Origin of the sequence: uncultured Alistipes sp. (assembly GCF_949296715.1) — a bacterium.
Taxonomy (GTDB): domain Bacteria; phylum Bacteroidota; class Bacteroidia; order Bacteroidales; family Rikenellaceae; genus Alistipes.
This window is the reverse complement of sequence record NZ_CASFQD010000004.1, coordinates 12,278-28,720: the sequence shown is the minus strand read 5'-3', so window position 1 is coordinate 28,720 and position 16,443 is coordinate 12,278. Positions and strand designations below refer to the sequence as shown.

General features: G+C 62.8%; 8 protein-coding genes. 1 reads left to right on the top strand and 7 read right to left on the bottom strand.

Annotated elements, in window-relative coordinates; genetic code table 11:
* Positions 1 to 33 precede the first annotated feature (33 nt).
* The 5 genes from Q1Y33_RS00505 to Q1Y33_RS00485 all read right to left on the bottom strand — a co-directional run bounded on the left by Q1Y33_RS00505 (position 34) and on the right by Q1Y33_RS00485 (position 8,403).
* Positions 34 to 1,185 (bottom strand): DUF1735 and LamG domain-containing protein, encoded by a 1,152-nt coding sequence (locus Q1Y33_RS00505; protein WP_300797232.1) that lies wholly within the window; start codon positions 1,183 to 1,185, stop codon positions 34 to 36.
* 8 nt (positions 1,186 to 1,193) lie between these two features.
* The gene (locus Q1Y33_RS00500; RefSeq protein WP_300797230.1) at positions 1,194 to 2,258 is read right to left on the bottom strand and encodes a glycoside hydrolase family 18; all 1,065 of its coding nucleotides are present in this window, start codon (positions 2,256 to 2,258) and stop codon (positions 1,194 to 1,196) included.
* Between the two features lie 20 nt (positions 2,259 to 2,278).
* Complete coding sequence (locus Q1Y33_RS00495; protein WP_300797228.1) at positions 2,279 to 3,886, bottom strand: SusD/RagB family nutrient-binding outer membrane lipoprotein; 1,608 nt, start codon at positions 3,884 to 3,886, stop codon at positions 2,279 to 2,281.
* Positions 3,887 to 3,898: 12 nt separating this feature from the next.
* On the bottom strand, positions 3,899 to 7,279 hold the full coding sequence (locus Q1Y33_RS00490; RefSeq protein ID WP_300797226.1) for a TonB-dependent receptor: 3,381 nt from the start codon (positions 7,277 to 7,279) through the stop codon (positions 3,899 to 3,901).
* A 161-nt stretch (positions 7,280 to 7,440) separates the two neighbouring features.
* Positions 7,441 to 8,403 (bottom strand): FecR family protein, encoded by a 963-nt coding sequence (locus tag Q1Y33_RS00485; protein ID WP_300797225.1) that lies wholly within the window; start codon positions 8,401 to 8,403, stop codon positions 7,441 to 7,443.
* 276 nt (positions 8,404 to 8,679) lie between these two features.
* Here Q1Y33_RS00485 and Q1Y33_RS00480 point away from each other — a divergent pair, with 276 nt between their 5' ends.
* On the top strand, positions 8,680 to 9,234 hold the full coding sequence (locus tag Q1Y33_RS00480; RefSeq protein WP_300797223.1) for an RNA polymerase sigma-70 factor: 555 nt from the start codon (positions 8,680 to 8,682) through the stop codon (positions 9,232 to 9,234).
* 136 nt (positions 9,235 to 9,370) lie between these two features.
* Here the strand turns inward: Q1Y33_RS00480 and Q1Y33_RS00475 are convergent, their stop codons facing one another.
* Positions 9,371 to 11,683 carry a BamA/TamA family outer membrane protein gene (locus Q1Y33_RS00475; protein WP_300797221.1) on the bottom strand — a complete coding sequence of 771 codons (2,313 nt, stop codon included), beginning with the start codon at positions 11,681 to 11,683 and terminating at the stop codon, positions 9,371 to 9,373.
* Positions 11,658 to 16,442 (bottom strand): translocation/assembly module TamB domain-containing protein, encoded by a 4,785-nt coding sequence (locus Q1Y33_RS00470; protein ID WP_300797219.1) that lies wholly within the window; start codon positions 16,440 to 16,442, stop codon positions 11,658 to 11,660. Before Q1Y33_RS00470 ends, Q1Y33_RS00475 begins: the two co-directional genes overlap by 26 nt.
* Between the last annotated feature and the right edge of the window lies 1 nt (position 16,443).

Genomic DNA, 16,443 nt, shown 5'->3' with positions numbered 1-16,443 from the left:
AACAGATTTTCGCTATTGTAATTTGACTTGACATTATTCGGGAAGCTCGACATTCACCCACTCGGGAGTCTTCGTACCCGTCAGGTTCGTACCGTTGCCGGTGGCGTCGTTGATGACGTTGCCGCTTCCCTCGTTGAATTTCCAGTAGGCCAGCAGACCCTCGGTAGTCGGATCCACCGAGTACATGTTCGAAGCAATCTGCTCCTTCGTGCGCTGGATGTTCCAGATGCGCAGCTCGGAAATCTCGCCCGGCAGCCAGCGGCTGTCGTCATACGACTTGCCGACATAGCAGTTGTTGTTCAGCGAAACATTGCCGCTCGCACCCGTATCGGAAGCTACGACCTCGCCGTTCTGGTAGTAGATGCGCTCACCGGTCGTGGCATCCCATACCACGGCAATGTGGATCCACTCGTTGACGGGAAGACCCGGAGCCGCATTGGGTGCAGGCCAGTTGCCGTTGGGGTTCACCAGCTGGAGCTGGTTGCGCGGACGGTCGGCGTCGCCGATACGCACGAGGAACGTGCCCTCAATACCGAAGACGGAGCTCAGGGCATTGCCGCGACCGGCTTCCCAGTCGGACGAACGGACGAGCGCCTCGACGGTGACCGTCTGCAATCGGGTCACGTTGACCGTGCTCGACCAGTTCACCGGGAAATACATCTCGGAGATGTTGGCCACGACGTTGATCAGGGCAGCGCCCTTGAAGACGAAGTATACGGCACCCGAACTCTCGAGCAGCGATACACCTTTGATGTCGGAGATGACAACGGGCAGCACGTAACGCAGATCGCCGTCCAGTTCGTTTGTGTTGAGGAAGTTCACAACGATATCTTCACCGGTCACGTCACCCTGACCGATCGAAATGGTCGTTTCGGACATTTCGAAGTGCTCGGCAGGCAGACCCACGGCGTTGTCACCGTAGATCATGTTGTACTTCGCAGCCAAATCGGGGCGTGCCTCGAACGTAACGGTCACATCCTCCTTTGCAGGCAGTGCCAGACGGGCCGAAATCGTACGGGAATCACCAGTAATGTCATTGCGGATGAGCAGATCGTCGGTGACGATGGCAGACGAAATGTAGAGCTTGTTGTCAAAATGATGTTCCGCGGGATCCTCATTCTCGCAACCCGTGAAAGCCACGGCGGCAAGCATGAAGAGCGTCAGCGATATTTTATCGAATTTCATGGCGAAGATTAGTTTTTAGGTGAAGGATTCATGATGTCAATGGCCTCACGCAGATGGAAATAGATCGGCGTGTTGTCGTAGTAGTCGTACTGTGCATTGAGAATCAGCATGCCTGCACGCGTGAAGTCGGAGGGCTGCCCCACCCAGACGGCACCACCGCGGATCGAACGCTCGGCATTGCCGTTGGCGTCAACCGTACCGAGGTATCCGTAGATCATGTCCTCGTCGTCATAGCGCGTCGTCTCGGTCGTGATGATGAAGCGCGGTGCGAACGGTTCGGTCTCCGACAGTCCGGCAAGAGCCGTAAGCGCCGCATTGGCGGCAATCGTCATGTCGGAGGTGTTGCTGGCCGACGTGGTTTCCAGAATGATGTAGTCACAGTCGAGCAGCAGCGACTTGCTCTCCTCGACAAGGTACTGCGCCTTGCCGCGGTAAGCGAAGAAAGCCGACTTGTGGCTCTCGCGCCATGCCGATACCGTATTGAAGAAGGCAGCCTGACGGGCGCTGTACTGTGCCAGCGTCTCCTCGGTCATGCTCGCCGTCGAACGGCCCACATAGGTGAAGACAACACCGTCATAGCGATACTTGTCGCACAGGCCGAGCTGCTCGTTCGTGCGGTCGGCAATGTAGGTCAGGGCCTGCTCCTCAGTCAGCGTGGCATCGGCCTTGACCATCTCGCTCCACTCGGACTCGATGGTGGCGAAACTGATTGCATATCCGACGCGCGTGCCCTTCTTGCGGACCTCGCCCATCTCACGCACGTACTCGGCGTCGAGGTTGTCGGGATTGTTCAGCAGGATGACGTCCAGACTGTCGGGCAGAGCGGTAAGACGCTGAGCCTGGTGTACGGGAGTATCTACGGCATTCTCCAACGACGTCATCGCGATCTTGTGGGCACCGGCCTTGTAGGCCTTCAGATTCTTTACATAGTCCGCATAAAGTCCCTCGTCCATCGTCGGGGTCTTTATCTCGAGACTTTCATATTCCGTCCAGTCGCTGCACCCAGCCAGAAGCAGGGCCGATGCGGCAAACAGTGCGGAAAATCGCAAGCCTTTCTTTACAATATTTTTCATAGTTGTCGGTTTTCGGTTAATTAGTTCTTTTTCGCCCACCACAGGTCGGTCGACATCAGGTCGGGACCGCCCAGCAGCGTGGATACGGCATTCTGTACGTTCTGCGCGTTGCTGACATACTCGTCAAGCGGATAACGCATACGGCGTGCACCGCGGTTGGAATCCACCTCGCCGTTGCTCATGTTGCCGGCGGCGGTAGCGGGAATCAGGTGCGGATACCCCGTGCGGCGGTAGTCGGCCCAGGCCTCGTTGCCCAGCGGATAGTTGGCGATCCACTTCTGGATCAGGATGCGCTCCTGCATCTCATCCACCGAACCGTCAACCCATTTTACCGAAAGCGTCGAGAGCTGCACGTTGTAGTCGTTCGAACCCGACGGATCGTCGTAAAGCTCGGGCAGAGCCGTCTCCTGTGCCAGGTAGGTATCGGCTCCCGTTACGCCCCACTGCTCGAACGACAGGCGGACACCCTGCTCGTAGAAATCCTTGGCCGTGCCGCCCATGTTGAAGCCGTAGACGGCGACACCCTCGGCGCGCAGGAAGGCAACCTCGGCGGCGTTCATCCACTGCAGAGCATCGCTGGCCTTGACGTTCGGGCCCGAGAACTTGTGACCGATGGTGTTGTGGTCGGGAATCACGATACCGTGACGCAGGCCCACATAGTCGTAACCCTCCCACTCGCTCTTGGTGAAGTACATCTCGCGGCGGGGATCGGAGTATCCGTTCATGTAGCAGATGATATCGGCTGCGGCGTGCGTATCACCCGTCGTGATACACTGCGTACCGTCATCGTGCGTGGCGGGGTTGTAGTTCACGGCCACGAAGAGCGGGTTCTGCACGCTGCCGAAGTAGTTCCATGCGGCGTTGTCGGCATTCGACGTGATCAGACCGCCCGGATCGTTGACAGCCTCCTCGGCCTTCTCGCGGGCCACATCGGGGCTGACGTTGGCGATACGGATGGCAAGACGCAGCTTGAGCGAGTTGGCGAAACGGATCCACTTCTTGATGTCACCGCTGTAGACGTAGTCGGCCGTAGCCACGAGCTTGTACTCCGAATTCTCGTTCAGCGTGGCGATCGACGCGTCGAGCTCGTCGAAGAAGGTCATGTAAATCTCCTCAACCGAGTCATAGGGCGTGTTGATGCTGCCGTCGGCACCGATTTTCGAGTAGGGAATCGGGCCGTAGGTATCCGTAATGCGGTGCATGGCGGCTACCTTGATGATGTTGGCGATGGCCAGGGGCACGGGCGAACCGGTCTGCTCCGAGACGGTCTCGATGATGCCGAGGTTGGTATAGATCACCGGAATCACCTTGCCAGACTTGAGCAGCACGTTGGTCCAGTCGTCCGTCGGGTTGTAGTTGGCGATGGTGTTCTTCCAACCGGCATTCGCGGGAGCAAAGTATCCGGCCATCGGACCGCCCATCAGGGCCTCGGTGAACTGCGTCGTGTTGACGTCCGACGAGATCACACCGCCGGCCAGCGAGTTCATGGCCGACCCCAGCGCGTAGTCGTCGGCCGTCAGGTCGCCCGGCTGGTAGGGGTTCGAGTTGATGTCCAAATAATTCGCCGTACACGACACGGTGCCCAGGAGCAGTGCGCCGGCAAATATCTTGCTGATTGTATGTTTCATGGTCGTAAGTCTTTAGAATTTGAGTCGCACGTTGAAACCGATGTTGCGCATCGAAGGCATCATGAAGTAGTCGATACCCTGATAGAAGTTGCCCGTCGTGGCGATGCTCTCCGGATCGAACGGCGCCTTGTTGTAGATCATCCACAGGTTGCGGCCCACGAGCGATACGGTGATCTCGCAGACGCCACGCAGCGCCTTGCGCGGGATCGTATAGCCGATCGAAGCCTCCTGCAGGCGGACGTTCGTAGCCGAGTAGGTGTAGTACTGCGGGATGGAGTTGCCGCCGCCGACGGTCGTGTACCATACCTGCGGGTCGATGCGGTCGCCGCCGTTGATCGAGACGTAGCCCAGGTCGCGGGCCGCAGCCGTAGCCTCCGACACACCGTAGTTGTCGAGCATGGCCTGCGTGCGCGAGAAGACGACGCCGCCCAGACGGGCCGATACCATGAATCCGAAGTTGAAGTTGTTCCAGCGGAAGTCGTTGCGCCATGCCATGTTGGCATCGGGCAGCACGGAACCCAGCTTGATGTAGCGGTCCGACGAGAGCTTCTCGGTTGCCAGCTGGCCGTTCTGGTCGACGTAGATGTTGTTGTTGCTGTCGCGCTTCAGGTCGACGAGCGAGTAGAGGTCACCCATCGTACCGCCCTCCTTGAGCAGGAAACGCGTGTCGCCCAGACCGCCCATGTTCAGCAGCGAGAGGTTCAGCGTCTCGCCCGTCACGGGGTTGACGGCGTTGTCCGAGAGCGAGATAATCTTGTTCTCGTTGGCCGAGAAGGTGTAGCTCGTATTCCACGAGAACTTGTTCCACGTGTTGCGGTAGTTGAGCGCGAGCTCGACACCCTGGTTGCGTACCGAACCGGTCTGCAGGTAGATCTTCGACCAGCCCGATACGGGCAGCTGCGGGTCGAACGTCTGGTTGGCGGTCTTGGCGTTATAGTAGGTCACGTCGAGTTCGAAGTGCTTGAGGAAACGCATGTTCAGACCGACCTCGAACGACTTGGTGCGCTCGGGCTTCAGGTTCTCGATCGGGTACTGCGTGGTGTTGGCCCACTGCTGCAGGCTGCCCGACCACTCGTAGCGCGGGTTGGCCAGGAAACGCTCGAAGGCCACACCGACCGATGCGTAGGAACCGCGGACCTTGATGTACGAGAGGTTCTCGGGCATGTTCGGGATGATCTGCGAGAGAACGACCGAACCGCCGATCGAGGGATAGAAGTACGAAGAGGTGTTCGAACGGGGGCCTGCCAGCTGCGAGGGCCAGTCGTTACGTCCCGTGAGGGTGAGGAAGTAGGTGTTCTTGTAACCGATTTCGGCCGAGAGGAAGACCGACTGCGTCTGCTCGCGCCAGCCCTCCTGCATGCGCTCCGTGCGGCTGGGCGAGAGGTTCTGGATGGCAAAGAAGTTCGCCAGGCCCACCTTCTCGTCGCCGAAGGCATCGCCGCCGTCGGCAATCGGGCCGCGCACCTTCATGGCGTCGGACTTCATGTCCGAGATCGAGGCACCGAGGTTGGCCTGCAGCGACCAGTCCTCACCGAAGGTCTTGTTGATGTTCACCAGCACGTCGCCGTAGGTCTGGCGGTCCTTCGTGCGGGTGATGCCGTACAGACCGTTGTTCGAGCTTTCGGTCAGCTGCGTGTTGGTCGTGGCGTAGAACTTCTCGGTATAGTCGTTCACCGAGTTGTCGATGCGCAGACGGCCCGAGACGTTCAGCCAGTCGAGAATGTCATACGAGAGCTGTGCACTGAGCATGTAGCGGTCCTTGCTGTTCTCGCGCAGGTTGCGGTAGTTGATCCAGTAGGGGTTCTGCATCGTCATGCCGGCATCGCCCACGGGCCAGTACTGCGTGTAAATCTTGCGGGCGGCGTCGTAGCGCTCATACATCTTGATGTCGTTCCAGTCGTTGCCGCGCGGGAAGAGGTAGGCGCCGACCAGCGGGTTGTTGTAGATACCCTGGTTGGTCATGTTGCGGTCCTCCTGCTTGACGTAGCTGGCGCTCACGTCGAGCGTCATCTTGTCCTTGAGGAACGAGGTCGTGTTGCGGAACGTGAAGTTGTAGCGGTCGTAGCTGTTGTTGGGCACGATACCGCGCGAGTTGACCGAAGCGGCCGAGAAATAGGTCTGGTTCTTCTCCGTACCGGTCGAAAGCGACACGCTCTCCGTGCCGGTCACACCGACCTGGAAGTAGTCGTCATAGGGGTCGTAGCCCTGGTAGTTGAACTTGTTCAGACGGGCACCCCAGCTGTACGTTGCCGAACCCTCGCTCGACGAGAGGTCGCCCGTACCGTAGCGGGTCTGGAACTGCGGCATGACGAACGGCATCGAGACCTCCGTGTTGCTCGATACGGTCACGCTCAACGTGCCGGCCTTACCCTTCTTCGTGGTGATGATGATGGCACCGTTGGCGGCATCCGAACCGTAAAGGGCGGCTGCGGCGGCACCGTTCAGCACCGACATCGACTCGATGTCCTCGGGGTTGATGTCGGCGATGGGCTCCGAAGTACCCTGCGAAGAGAACTCCGTACCGGCGCTCGACGTCGAGGCGTACATCGGCACACCGTCGATCACGTAGAGGGCGTTCGACGACTGGAGGATGGACTTCTCACCACGCATGACGACCTTCGAGGCACCGCCGACACCCGACGACGAAGCGTTGATCGTCACACCGGCCACCTTGCCGTTGAGCGAGTTGATGAAGTTGACGTCCTTGTTGGCGAGGATGCTCTCCGAGTCGACCTGCTGCACGTTGTACGACAGGGCCTTCTCCGAACGCTTGATACCGAGGGCGGTCACCACGACGGCGTCGACCACCTGCGACTCCTCCTTGAGCGTCACGTCGATGCGCGTGCGGTTGCCTACGGGAATCTCAACCTCTTCGTAACCCAGGTAGTTGATTACCAGCACGGCAGCATCCGCGGGGGGGGGAACCTGCAGGCTGAAGCGGCCGTCGATGTCGGTGCTCACACCGATCGTCGTGCCCTTGATGATGACGGCGGCACCGATGACCGGAAGGTTCGAGGCGTCAAGCACCTGACCCTCCACGACTACCGGACCGTCCGACGTGCGGGCGGCACTCTTGTTGGAGATGACGATGTGCTTGGCCTCGATCTTGAAATCGATGTTCCGCGAGGAGAAAAGAGCGGAGAGTGCTTCGGGAACGGGCATCTCCTTCACGTCGAGACTTACGGTCTGCTTGACGTCGACGTCCTTGTTCAGAAACACATACTTGGTCTGCTGCTCGAGTTCGCGCATGACCTGTTCAATAGGTACGTTTTTCAGGTTGATGGTCACCAGATCCTGGGACTGGGCGAACACCGAGAGGCTTCCTGCACACAGGACCAGGGTTAGTGCGAATCGAAACAGTGTACAAATTTTGTGGAATACTGTTTTATTCATAAATTCATAAAATTAAGGTAATAGGTTAGAGAATTGTACTGCGGCTTCATCATGTCGGGGGGCTGCCGTCATTCTCCTTCGGGCAGGCCAGATGCGCCGTTCAGAATACAGCTGGCATCAGATCATAGGCAAGTAGTTTTTTACGGGTAATTGACTTATGTTTAATGAATCGTTATCGTGTTGCTCGCCACATCCTTCGTGTAGGAGAAGTCGCACGCCTGCTGGAGCAGGTGCAGGGCGAAGTCGACGCCCTCCGAAGTGCGTATCTTTCCGCTGGCGTACCCGATGGCGGGCATCGTCGGACGGTCGATCACGATGCGCACGTCGTAGGCGTTCTCGAAACGCTCCATGAGCTCCTCGAAGGCCACGTTGCGGATGTTGATATAGCCCTCGGTCCAGCACAGGGCGTCCAGGTCGGCGACCTTCGACGGGACGAGGTGGCCGTTGACGAGGCGCACCATCTCATTGGGATTCAAGACAATCTGTTCCTGGCGGTTTCCGACGAGGTTCTTGGCGCGGATTTTTCCTTCGGCGAGCGTCGTCGTGAAACGGCCGTTCTCGTCGTCGGCATAGACGTTGAATTTCGTGCCGAGCACCTCGATCTCCGAGGCGAAGGTCTCGACGACGAAGGGATGCTCCGCATCGTGGGCCACATCGAACAGCGCCTCGCCCGAGAGCTTCACGTGGCGCTCGTCGCGGGCGAAAAGCACCGGATACTCCATGCGGGAGCCGCCGTTGAGCCATACGAGCGTACCGTCTTCGAGCGTGATTGACATGCGCTGTCCGGCCGGAACCTCGAGCACGTTGATCCGGTCGGCCATCTCGCGGTAGACACCCTCCTGCATGATGCGGCCGCCGGCATAGCCCGCCCCGGCGACCAGCACCAGCGCAGCAGCCACGCGCACGGCCACACGGCCGATCCGCCGCAGCGTCCATACGGGAGCCTTCTTCCGCCCGGGCATGTCGTATCGCGCCTGCCGGAGCACACTCGCATTGAAAAGCATGTGCATGGCGTCGAACTCGCGCTGATGCGCGGGGTCCTCCCTGAGCCATGCCTCGATCCGCCGCACCTCCTCGGGTGCAGCCTCGTTGTTAAAGTATCGGTACAGTAACTCGTCTTCCATATCATTATATAGACGACCGAAGGCGGGCTCTTTACACCAAAAAAGAGCCCTTTTGACATAAAAAATATTTTAACAAATATTTGAAATAATTTTAATAATTTAAGGATTTGAAATTCAGCAGTAAACATATCAGACACGACGGGCAAACAAAAACGGGCAGATAAAAATTTTTTGCAGGAACTCCGAAAAGCGGAAAAGGCCGCTTGCAAATCAAAGAACAAACCGTTACATTTGTTATAAATTATCTCCATGCCCGAGAAGCAGACACATAAAAGGATGCTCAGCGAAGAGGAGTTCGGACGGCTGTTCCACAAGTGCCGGGGCCTCTTCGTCACGGTAGCCAACTCCTACGTGCACGACAGGTCGATTGCCGAGGACCTCGTGAACGACAGTTTCGTAAGGCTGTGGGAGAAGCGAAGCGAAATCCTCACGGAGAACTTCGAGGCCTACCTGTTCCAGATTCTTGTCCGCAAATGCCTCGACTACCTCCGTTCGGAACAGACCCAGACGAAAATCCGGCAGAACATCCACGACACGAGCTACCGCATGCTGACCTACGAAATCAACTCGCTGGAGAGCTGCGACCCGGGCCGGCTCTACGCCAGCGAGGTGGAGACGCTCTTCCGCGAGTGCATCGACCGCATGCCGGGCACTACGCGCGAGGTGTTCCTCGCAAACCGCTTCCGGAACATGACCTATCAGGAGATTGCCGAAGAACGCGGCATGTCCGTCCGGCAGGTCACCAGCGAGATGCAGTCGGCCCTGCACCTGCTGCGTCTCTCGCTGAAAGACTACCTGCCGCTGGCGCTGCTCCTGCTTCTCAACCGGTAAACCGTCCGCCGGATGATCCGCATCCGGAAGACATCCCCCCTCCGCCGCAAAAGCCGCCGCCCGTTCGGAGGTCGGACGGCGGCTTCGGGGCACACCTGCTCCGCGAAGACGCGGCAACGGCGCCGCAAGTCCGTCGTCAGAACGGATAACCGATGGCCAGGTGGAATCCCAGCCCGTCGCGGAAGCGCGAAATGTTGTAATAACCCCGCCTGTCGGGGTTCGGATAGGGCGTGTGGATGCCGATTCCGAGGTCAGCGCGCAGTACGAGGTAGTTGATGTCGTAGCGCAGGCCGAAGCCCGTACCGAGGGCTATTTCGTTCCAGAATCCCTTCCATTTGAGTTCGGCGCCCGGCCGCAGGGGGTCGTTTTTCAGCAGCCAGATGTTGCCCGCATCGAGGAACAGAGCGCCGTGGAGCCGCCCCATGATTCCGAAACGAAATTCGACGTTGGCCTCGAGCTTGAAGTCGCCCGTCTGGTCCAGGTAGCCGTTGCGGTCGCCGGCGGGCGGGCGGTAGCTGCCCGGGCCGATCGACCGCACGGTGAAGGCCCGGATGCTGTTGGCGCCGCCGATGTAGAACTGCTCGCTGTAGGGCATCACCTCGGAGTTGCCGTAGGCATACCCCACCCCCACAAGGAAGCGCGTCGCCAGCCAGTTGTCGCGGCGCCCGAGGCGGTGAAAGAACTTCACCTCGCTCACGTTGCGGACAAACTGCGAGAAGCGGTTGCCGAAGAGGTACTGCGGCTGCCGCTCGCCACTCAGGCGCAGCACGCCCGCCAGCAGGTTGCCCGCGGCGGAAAAGCTGTTCTGCCAGCAGAAGCGGCGGTTGGAAGTAGCGCCGTAGCTCCGGTCGAACGTATAGGTGTACCCCACCGACGGGATGAACTGGTCGCGGAAGCTCAACGCAATGGCCGGATTGGCCTCGAGCGTCTCGTCGAACGACTCGGTCGTGTGCAGCAGCCGGTTGTAGGCAAGTTTCAGGACCGTGAGCGTATGGCTGCTCGACGGTGAGGTCCGGAAGTCGTATCCGGCCGAGCCGCTGAAGGCAATCAGGCGGAAATAGTCGGGACGGTTCATCAGGTTCAGCCCCAGCTGGAACGAGGTCCTGCGCGGCGCGGGCAGGCGCTCCGACAGGCGGCCGAAGGCCAGCAGGCGCGGCAGGTTGAGCGTTGCGTTGAGCCCCAGTTCGTAGGAGTTGAGCCGCGAGGAGCGGCCGCCGGAGTTCTTGTTGCCGGTCTGCCACTCGTAGGAGCCGTCGAGCGCTACGGAGAAGACCTCGCCGCCGCGGAAGAGGTTGTTGTCGGTCACCTTCAGCGAGATGCCCGGTCCGAGAAAGCTGTTCGACTTGGAGGTCACGTCGGTTTCGAGCGAGACCGACACCGGGTAGTCGAACTGCGCGTCGATGCGCACGTCTATCTCCCGGCCGCCGTGCAGTGAGTCGAGCGGCGGTACGCTCATGCCCACCGAGCGGAAGACGCCGAGCTTGTTCAGCTCGTTGAGCGTGCGGTTCTGCGCATCGACCGTGAAGAGTTCGCCCCGCCGGAGGGCCAGCGCCCGGGCCAGCACCCGCGGGCGGAGCTTCAGCGGCCGCTGGGCCACGACCTCGGCATCACGCAGCCGCAGCGTGTCGGCCGGTCCGGGTTCAACGTTGCGCAGGGCGACGGTGATCGCCCCCACCCGGTAGGGTTCGAGCGCCGCGGCGGGCACGTCGGGCTTGAGCACGAGCCGCAGATCGACGCGCCGCGGCGCGAGGGTCGTGTCGGCGAGGTATTCGAGGTACTCTGGACGGAAATAGTAGCAGCCGCGGTTGCGCAGCTGCGCGGCGATGCGGCTCCGCTCCTGCGTGAGGGTATCGAGGTTGTACTGCGCCCCGGGACGCAGCGGCGACGTCGCGTACAGGCTGTCGAACAGGGGCCGGAGCGCCCCCTCGGGCTGCGGATAGGCGACCTGCGAATAGGTGTAGGGCGGCGCGACGCGCAGCGTGTAGTCCACGCGGGCCTTGCGGCCGTGTTTTCGGTAGCGGAGGCTGCATGCGGCCTGCGTGCCGAAATGGCCGTAGTTCTCGAGTGCCTGCACCGCCACGCGGGTCCGCAGCTCGGGCTGCACGGCCGACACCAGCACGGGCTGCTTGGCCAGCCGCTTGTAGAACCAGTAGCGGAACCCCTTTTCGCGGGGCGTATAGCAGTAGTTGTAGGCCCACAGTCCGATCGGGAAGGGGGTGCGCAGGTAGGGGCTGTAGAGGGGGTTGTTCGGTGCCACGGACAAAGGCTCCCGGGCCGCGGACTCGGCCGCCGCGGAGAGCACGACGCCCGAATCCGCCTCGATGCGGATCCGGTGCACGCCCGTATAGAGGACCTCGCCCTCGCCCAGGCGGCGCGTCGTGGAGCAGGCGCCGAGCAGCAGCGCCGCAGCCAGCACAAGACAGCTAACGGGATGTCGCAGCGGATTCATTGTCTTTCTGTTGTTTTTCGAGCCGGCGTTTCGTCAGCCGGAAGAGGTCCGTAAAGCGGAGCAGCCGCTTGCGGATCACGAAGCCGACGCCCGTCTCAGTGATCTCGCCCTCGAGGATGCTCTCGTAGCCCGTATGGCGGAAAAGTTTGATGAACATGTTATCCCGCTTGTCGAGCATGTACTCGAGCGAGACGTCGCCGATGATGTTCTCGCGCAGGTTCTGCGTCGGGTCGGCATCCGTGCTGAACGACCCGCCGATCACGGCCCGCACGCGGTTGCCGAAGAGGTTTTTCGATACGCGGTAGGAGTAGTCCGTATGCTGTCCGCCGGGGTCGCTCTCGCCGTAGGAGTCGATGCCGAAGCTCAGGTCCACCCCCTTGATGCTGTTCTGCGCCCAGCGGTTGAGCTCCTGCTGGAGGAAGGCGTTGAGCGGATTCGCGGTGGCGACCTTCGCCGTCGTACCGGGGCCCGAGTAGGTGTTGTAGACGAGCAGCCCCATCGCCTGGTTGGCGCGCTGTTCGGCCGTCAGCGAGTTGAGCTCGTTCTGCATCGAGAGGTCCTCCGGAGCCGAGAGGCCGAAGCTGATCTCGAGGTTGTCGAGCGAATTGCGGATCGTGATCGAGATGTCGAAATTCACGGCGCGCGACTCCTGCCCGTCCGCCGAGACGTTCGCCCGCACGGTCTCCACGGCCGTGATGTCGAACGACGGGTCGGCCACATCGCCGATCCACTCGACATAGCTTCCGGGACGTATCTTGAAGACCTTGCGCGAGATGACCGGCGGGTTGTAGCTCACCGTGCCGCCCGAGAGCAGGTATTTGCCCGTCAGGCGCACGTCCCCCAGCGGGTTCATCGAATAGGTCAGGTTGCCGCCGCCCTCGAGGTCGACGCGGTTCTGCCCGTCGGCCGAGAGGTCGACGCCGGCGCGCACGTCGTCGCTGATGTCGACATCGAGCTGCAGGTCCATGCCGCCGATGCGCACCGTGCGGGCGGGCCCGGCGGGCGGCTCCTGCGTGTCGAGTTCGTCGAAGGAGACGAACGAGACGACCTGCTGCGGCCTTTCGCGCACGTCCATCGGCGCATCCTGCATCACATAGGTAATGTCCGTGCCGCCGAGCAGGGCCACGCGGCCGCGCACCGACAGTTCGTCGATCGGACCCCGCGCCGCGGCATCCAGATCGAGGTAGGCCGTGCCGTAAACCTGCGCACGCTCCCTGCGGGCGACGTTCACGGCCTGGAAATCGGATGCGTGCAGCGTGATGTCGGCCGTCGGCGCCGCCAGGTCCGACAGATCGAGTGCACCGTCGAGGGTAAGGGCATGTTTGTTGGGAGCCGTGACGGCATAACGGTCGAAGCGCACGCGGCTGTCGCGGATGCGGATTGTATCGGACGAGAGGGCGAAGGTCGTGCCGATCATCGGCACGCGGAGTTTCGTCCCCGTAAAGTGCAGCCCGCCGTCGATCTGCGGCGCAGCCGTTGTTCCCGTTGCGCGGAGCGAGCCGCCGAGCGTGCCCGACAGGCGCAGCAGGTCGGCCGGAAGGAAGGCATTGGCCCGTTCGAGCGGGAAGCCCGGGATCGCGAGGGCAAAGTCGAGCGGTTGGGGCTGCTGCGGCTCGTAGCTGCCGCGGGCCGTCATCACCTCCGCGCTGTCGAGCGTCATGCGGAGCGCACCCCGGTAGCCGCGCCCTCCGGCATAGGAGAGGTCGAGCCCCACGTCGCCGAAGCGCTGCCCGTCGTAGGCCAGACCGGACACCGAGAGACCGCCTCCGACAGCCAGCGAATCGGCCCGGCGCTCGAGCTGGATGCCCGCCCCGAGCACGCCGTCCAGCGGCGGAGCTTCGGGCAGCGCCTCCAGCATCGAGGCGATGCGCAGTCCGGCCATATCGAGCCGGAGGGCATCGGGAGCATCGGGCGTCCCCGATACGGGAAGCGTGCGGAGGGAGAACCGTTGCGCGTCGTGCGTAAGGTCGAGATCGGCCCGCAGCGTGCCGTCGAATCCGCAGACGACGTAGTTGTCGGGATTCACCGACCAAAGGGCCGAGCCGAAGAGCGGCGCGGCAGGTCCCAGCGTGGCACGGACCAGCGAATCGGACCACACGACATCCCAGCCGAAGCGGGTAACGTCCGCCCCGGCACGGTCCTGCAGCCACAAGTCGAGGCGGCAGCTGTCCGCCACGAGGCTGCCCGAGAGCCCGGCACGCGCAGCCCGCTCCAGCCCGCCCGAGGTATTGTCCAGCAGCACGTCATAGGTCAGCCGCCGCCCCTGCTGCCGGAGCCGGAGCCCCGCCGTATCGAGCCGCAGTCCGCCCGAAGCAAGGTTTGTCACTCCGGCCCGCACCAGCAGGGGCAGCGTATCCCCATGCACGGCCTCCACACGCAGCGAGTCGAACGAGGCGCCGCGCATCTTCAGCAGGTTGTTCACGATGTTGTTGCGTCCGGCCGTCAGGTGCAGTCCGAATGCCGGAAGCGAGCCCCCCAGCCGCTCCATGTCGAGACGTTGCCTGCGCAACTGCCCCAGCAGCGTATCGGCTCCGGCCGCGAATGCCGCCGCAAGCGAATCGAGCCCTCCGGGCGCGGCGAAGGCGAGCGACAGATCGCCCGAGTGCAGCGCAGCCCGCGTCGTCAGGCTGTCCGTAGAGAAGCTCGCAGCGGTCGGGCGGATGCGGTCCGTGCGGCCGTCGCTGCGAATTTCGATGCTGTCCAGCCCGATCCGGGCCGCGAAGCGCCGCCCGGCCGCCGCCGAAGCCTCGGCATCGAGCGTCAAGGCACCGCCGAGCGGCTCGGGCGTCACACCGAGGGCCGCCAGATCGACCTCCGCCACGCGGCCCGAAAGGGCGATCCGCTGCGCCTGCGCCGTCAGTTCGCCCTCGATTTGCAGCGCAAGCCGCAACGCTTCGTTGTTGTCGAGCAAGCGCCCCGTGAGGCGGTGCTTCGCCAGATCGGCTTCGAGTTCGAGCCCGCCCAGATCGCGGCCCTGCCAGACCACGCGGCCGACCTGCGCCCGCAGGGCCGCCGAGGTCCGCGCCGCATACGGGTCGAACCCTTCGCCGCGGGCCGTGAGGAGCAGGTCGAGCACACCGAGCGAATCGGCCGGAAGAAACGCCCCGAGCGGGAAGCTGTCGCAGCGCAGCAGGGCGTCGTAACGCTCCGACCGGCCGTCATAGCGCCCGTCGAGAAGAAGCCGTCCCTCCCCTGCCGTCAGCGTCGCCGTGCCATCGTATGTCGCACCGTCGGCGCGGACCCGGCCCCGCAGACCGGCACCTCGGGGAATTGCCACGCGGCGGCGCAGCGCCGTGTCGGGCAGCAGCGCCAGCAGCGGATTCATATTGTCGAAATCGCCCCGGAAGCGGAGGTCGGCCGCCAGACGGCGCGCATCGGTCAGGTTGCGCACCGCACCGTCCGCCTCTACCGCGGCCAGCCCGGGCGACGAGACGCCCAGCGTCAGCCGCCCGATGTTGCCCAGCGTACCGTCCGCGGCAAGGGTCACATGCACGTCCCGCCCCTTGAGCACGGCAAGCGGCAGCCCGGGGTACAGCAGCAGCGCATCCCCGGCCCCGATCCGGGCCGCGAGGTCCGCGGCAACAGCCGCCGCAGGCTCCGCCCGCAGCGCCCCCGCCCCGGCCGACAGGTCGGCCCGCAGCGAGGAGTTCGCCGTGCGCAGGTTGAAGTCCGAGAGTGCGATGCCGGCCGAATCCATGCGGAAGCCGCCGTCCAACTGCTGCACGTCCAGACCGCACCGCTCGGCAAAACGCATCTGCCGGATCAGCAGGGCGACCTCCGCACCCCGGTTGCGAATCGAGTCGATTTCCAGGTCGAGCCCCGACAGGGCGATGCACTCCGGATCGAAGCCCGCCGCGGGCGTGTGGCCCAGCGTTCCGTATTCGACGCGGTTGTCGGTCAGCACGACGCTCCCGACCCGCACGCTCCACGGCTGCGACTCCGCGGCGGCAGATACGGGGCCTGCAGCCCGCTCCGCCGGATCGTGCCCGGGGCTTCCGGCCGTAGCATATGCCGGAACCGGCTGCGAAGCGTCGGCCACCGCGGGAGCGGTCCGGTAGGCATATTCGCCCCGTTCGAGCAGCAGGCTGCCGACCGTCACATCGCGGTCGCCCAGCCGGACCACGCACTGCCCGACCATGCCGCCCGGCAGGCGCACCGCCAGTTCCGTAACCGCGGGGGCGGTCCGCATGCCGAAGGCGGTATTGGCCACGACGAGCCGTCCGACCTCCACCGTCCACGGCTGCGACGCCGTGCTGTCCGTCTTCTCCGGGGCCTCGGAGGCCCGCAGGTCGAGCGAGATATCGGCATCGGAGAGCGACACCGACCCGAGGCCGATCCTCCGTGCGGAGAGGCCGACGCGGCACTCCCCGAGCATGAACCGCCCGGCTGCAAGCTGCAGCTCCATCCCGCCGAGCGAATCGGCATAGCAGGCCGTGAGGTCGCGCACCTCGAAGCGGTCGACGACCACCTCCTTCCGCAACAGGGGCCACAGCGCAGCATCGAGCGAGAGACGCCCGCAGCGCAGCAGCGTGTCCGCCCCGTCGCGCAGAAGGGTCTCCTCGACGGTCAGGCGCAGCGGAAAGGCCAGGCGCAGCCGTGCGACCGATAGCTCCATGCCGAGCGCCTGCGAAGCATACGCCGCAGCCTTCCGCCGGACAAGGTCCTGAACGGCCGGAACATACAGCAGGGCCGGCAGCAGCAGCGCCACGAGCAGGAGCAGCAGCAACGTGCGGAACGTATATTTGACGATCTTTTTCAAA

Coding starts and splice junctions, on each gene's coding strand:
- Q1Y33_RS00500 (WP_300797230.1), bottom strand. CDS start 2,258: ATGAAAAATATTGTAAAGAAAGGCTTGCGATTTTCCGCACTGTTTGCC.
- Q1Y33_RS00475 (WP_300797221.1), bottom strand. CDS start 11,683: ATGAATCCGCTGCGACATCCCGTTAGCTGTCTTGTGCTGGCTGCGGCG.
- Q1Y33_RS00505 (WP_300797232.1), bottom strand. CDS start 1,185: ATGAAATTCGATAAAATATCGCTGACGCTCTTCATGCTTGCCGCCGTG.
- Q1Y33_RS00490 (WP_300797226.1), bottom strand. CDS start 7,279: ATGAATAAAACAGTATTCCACAAAATTTGTACACTGTTTCGATTCGCA.
- Q1Y33_RS00495 (WP_300797228.1), bottom strand. CDS start 3,886: ATGAAACATACAATCAGCAAGATATTTGCCGGCGCACTGCTCCTGGGC.
- Q1Y33_RS00485 (WP_300797225.1), bottom strand. CDS start 8,403: ATGGAAGACGAGTTACTGTACCGATACTTTAACAACGAGGCTGCACCC.
- Q1Y33_RS00480 (WP_300797223.1), top strand. CDS start 8,680: ATGCTCAGCGAAGAGGAGTTCGGACGGCTGTTCCACAAGTGCCGGGGC.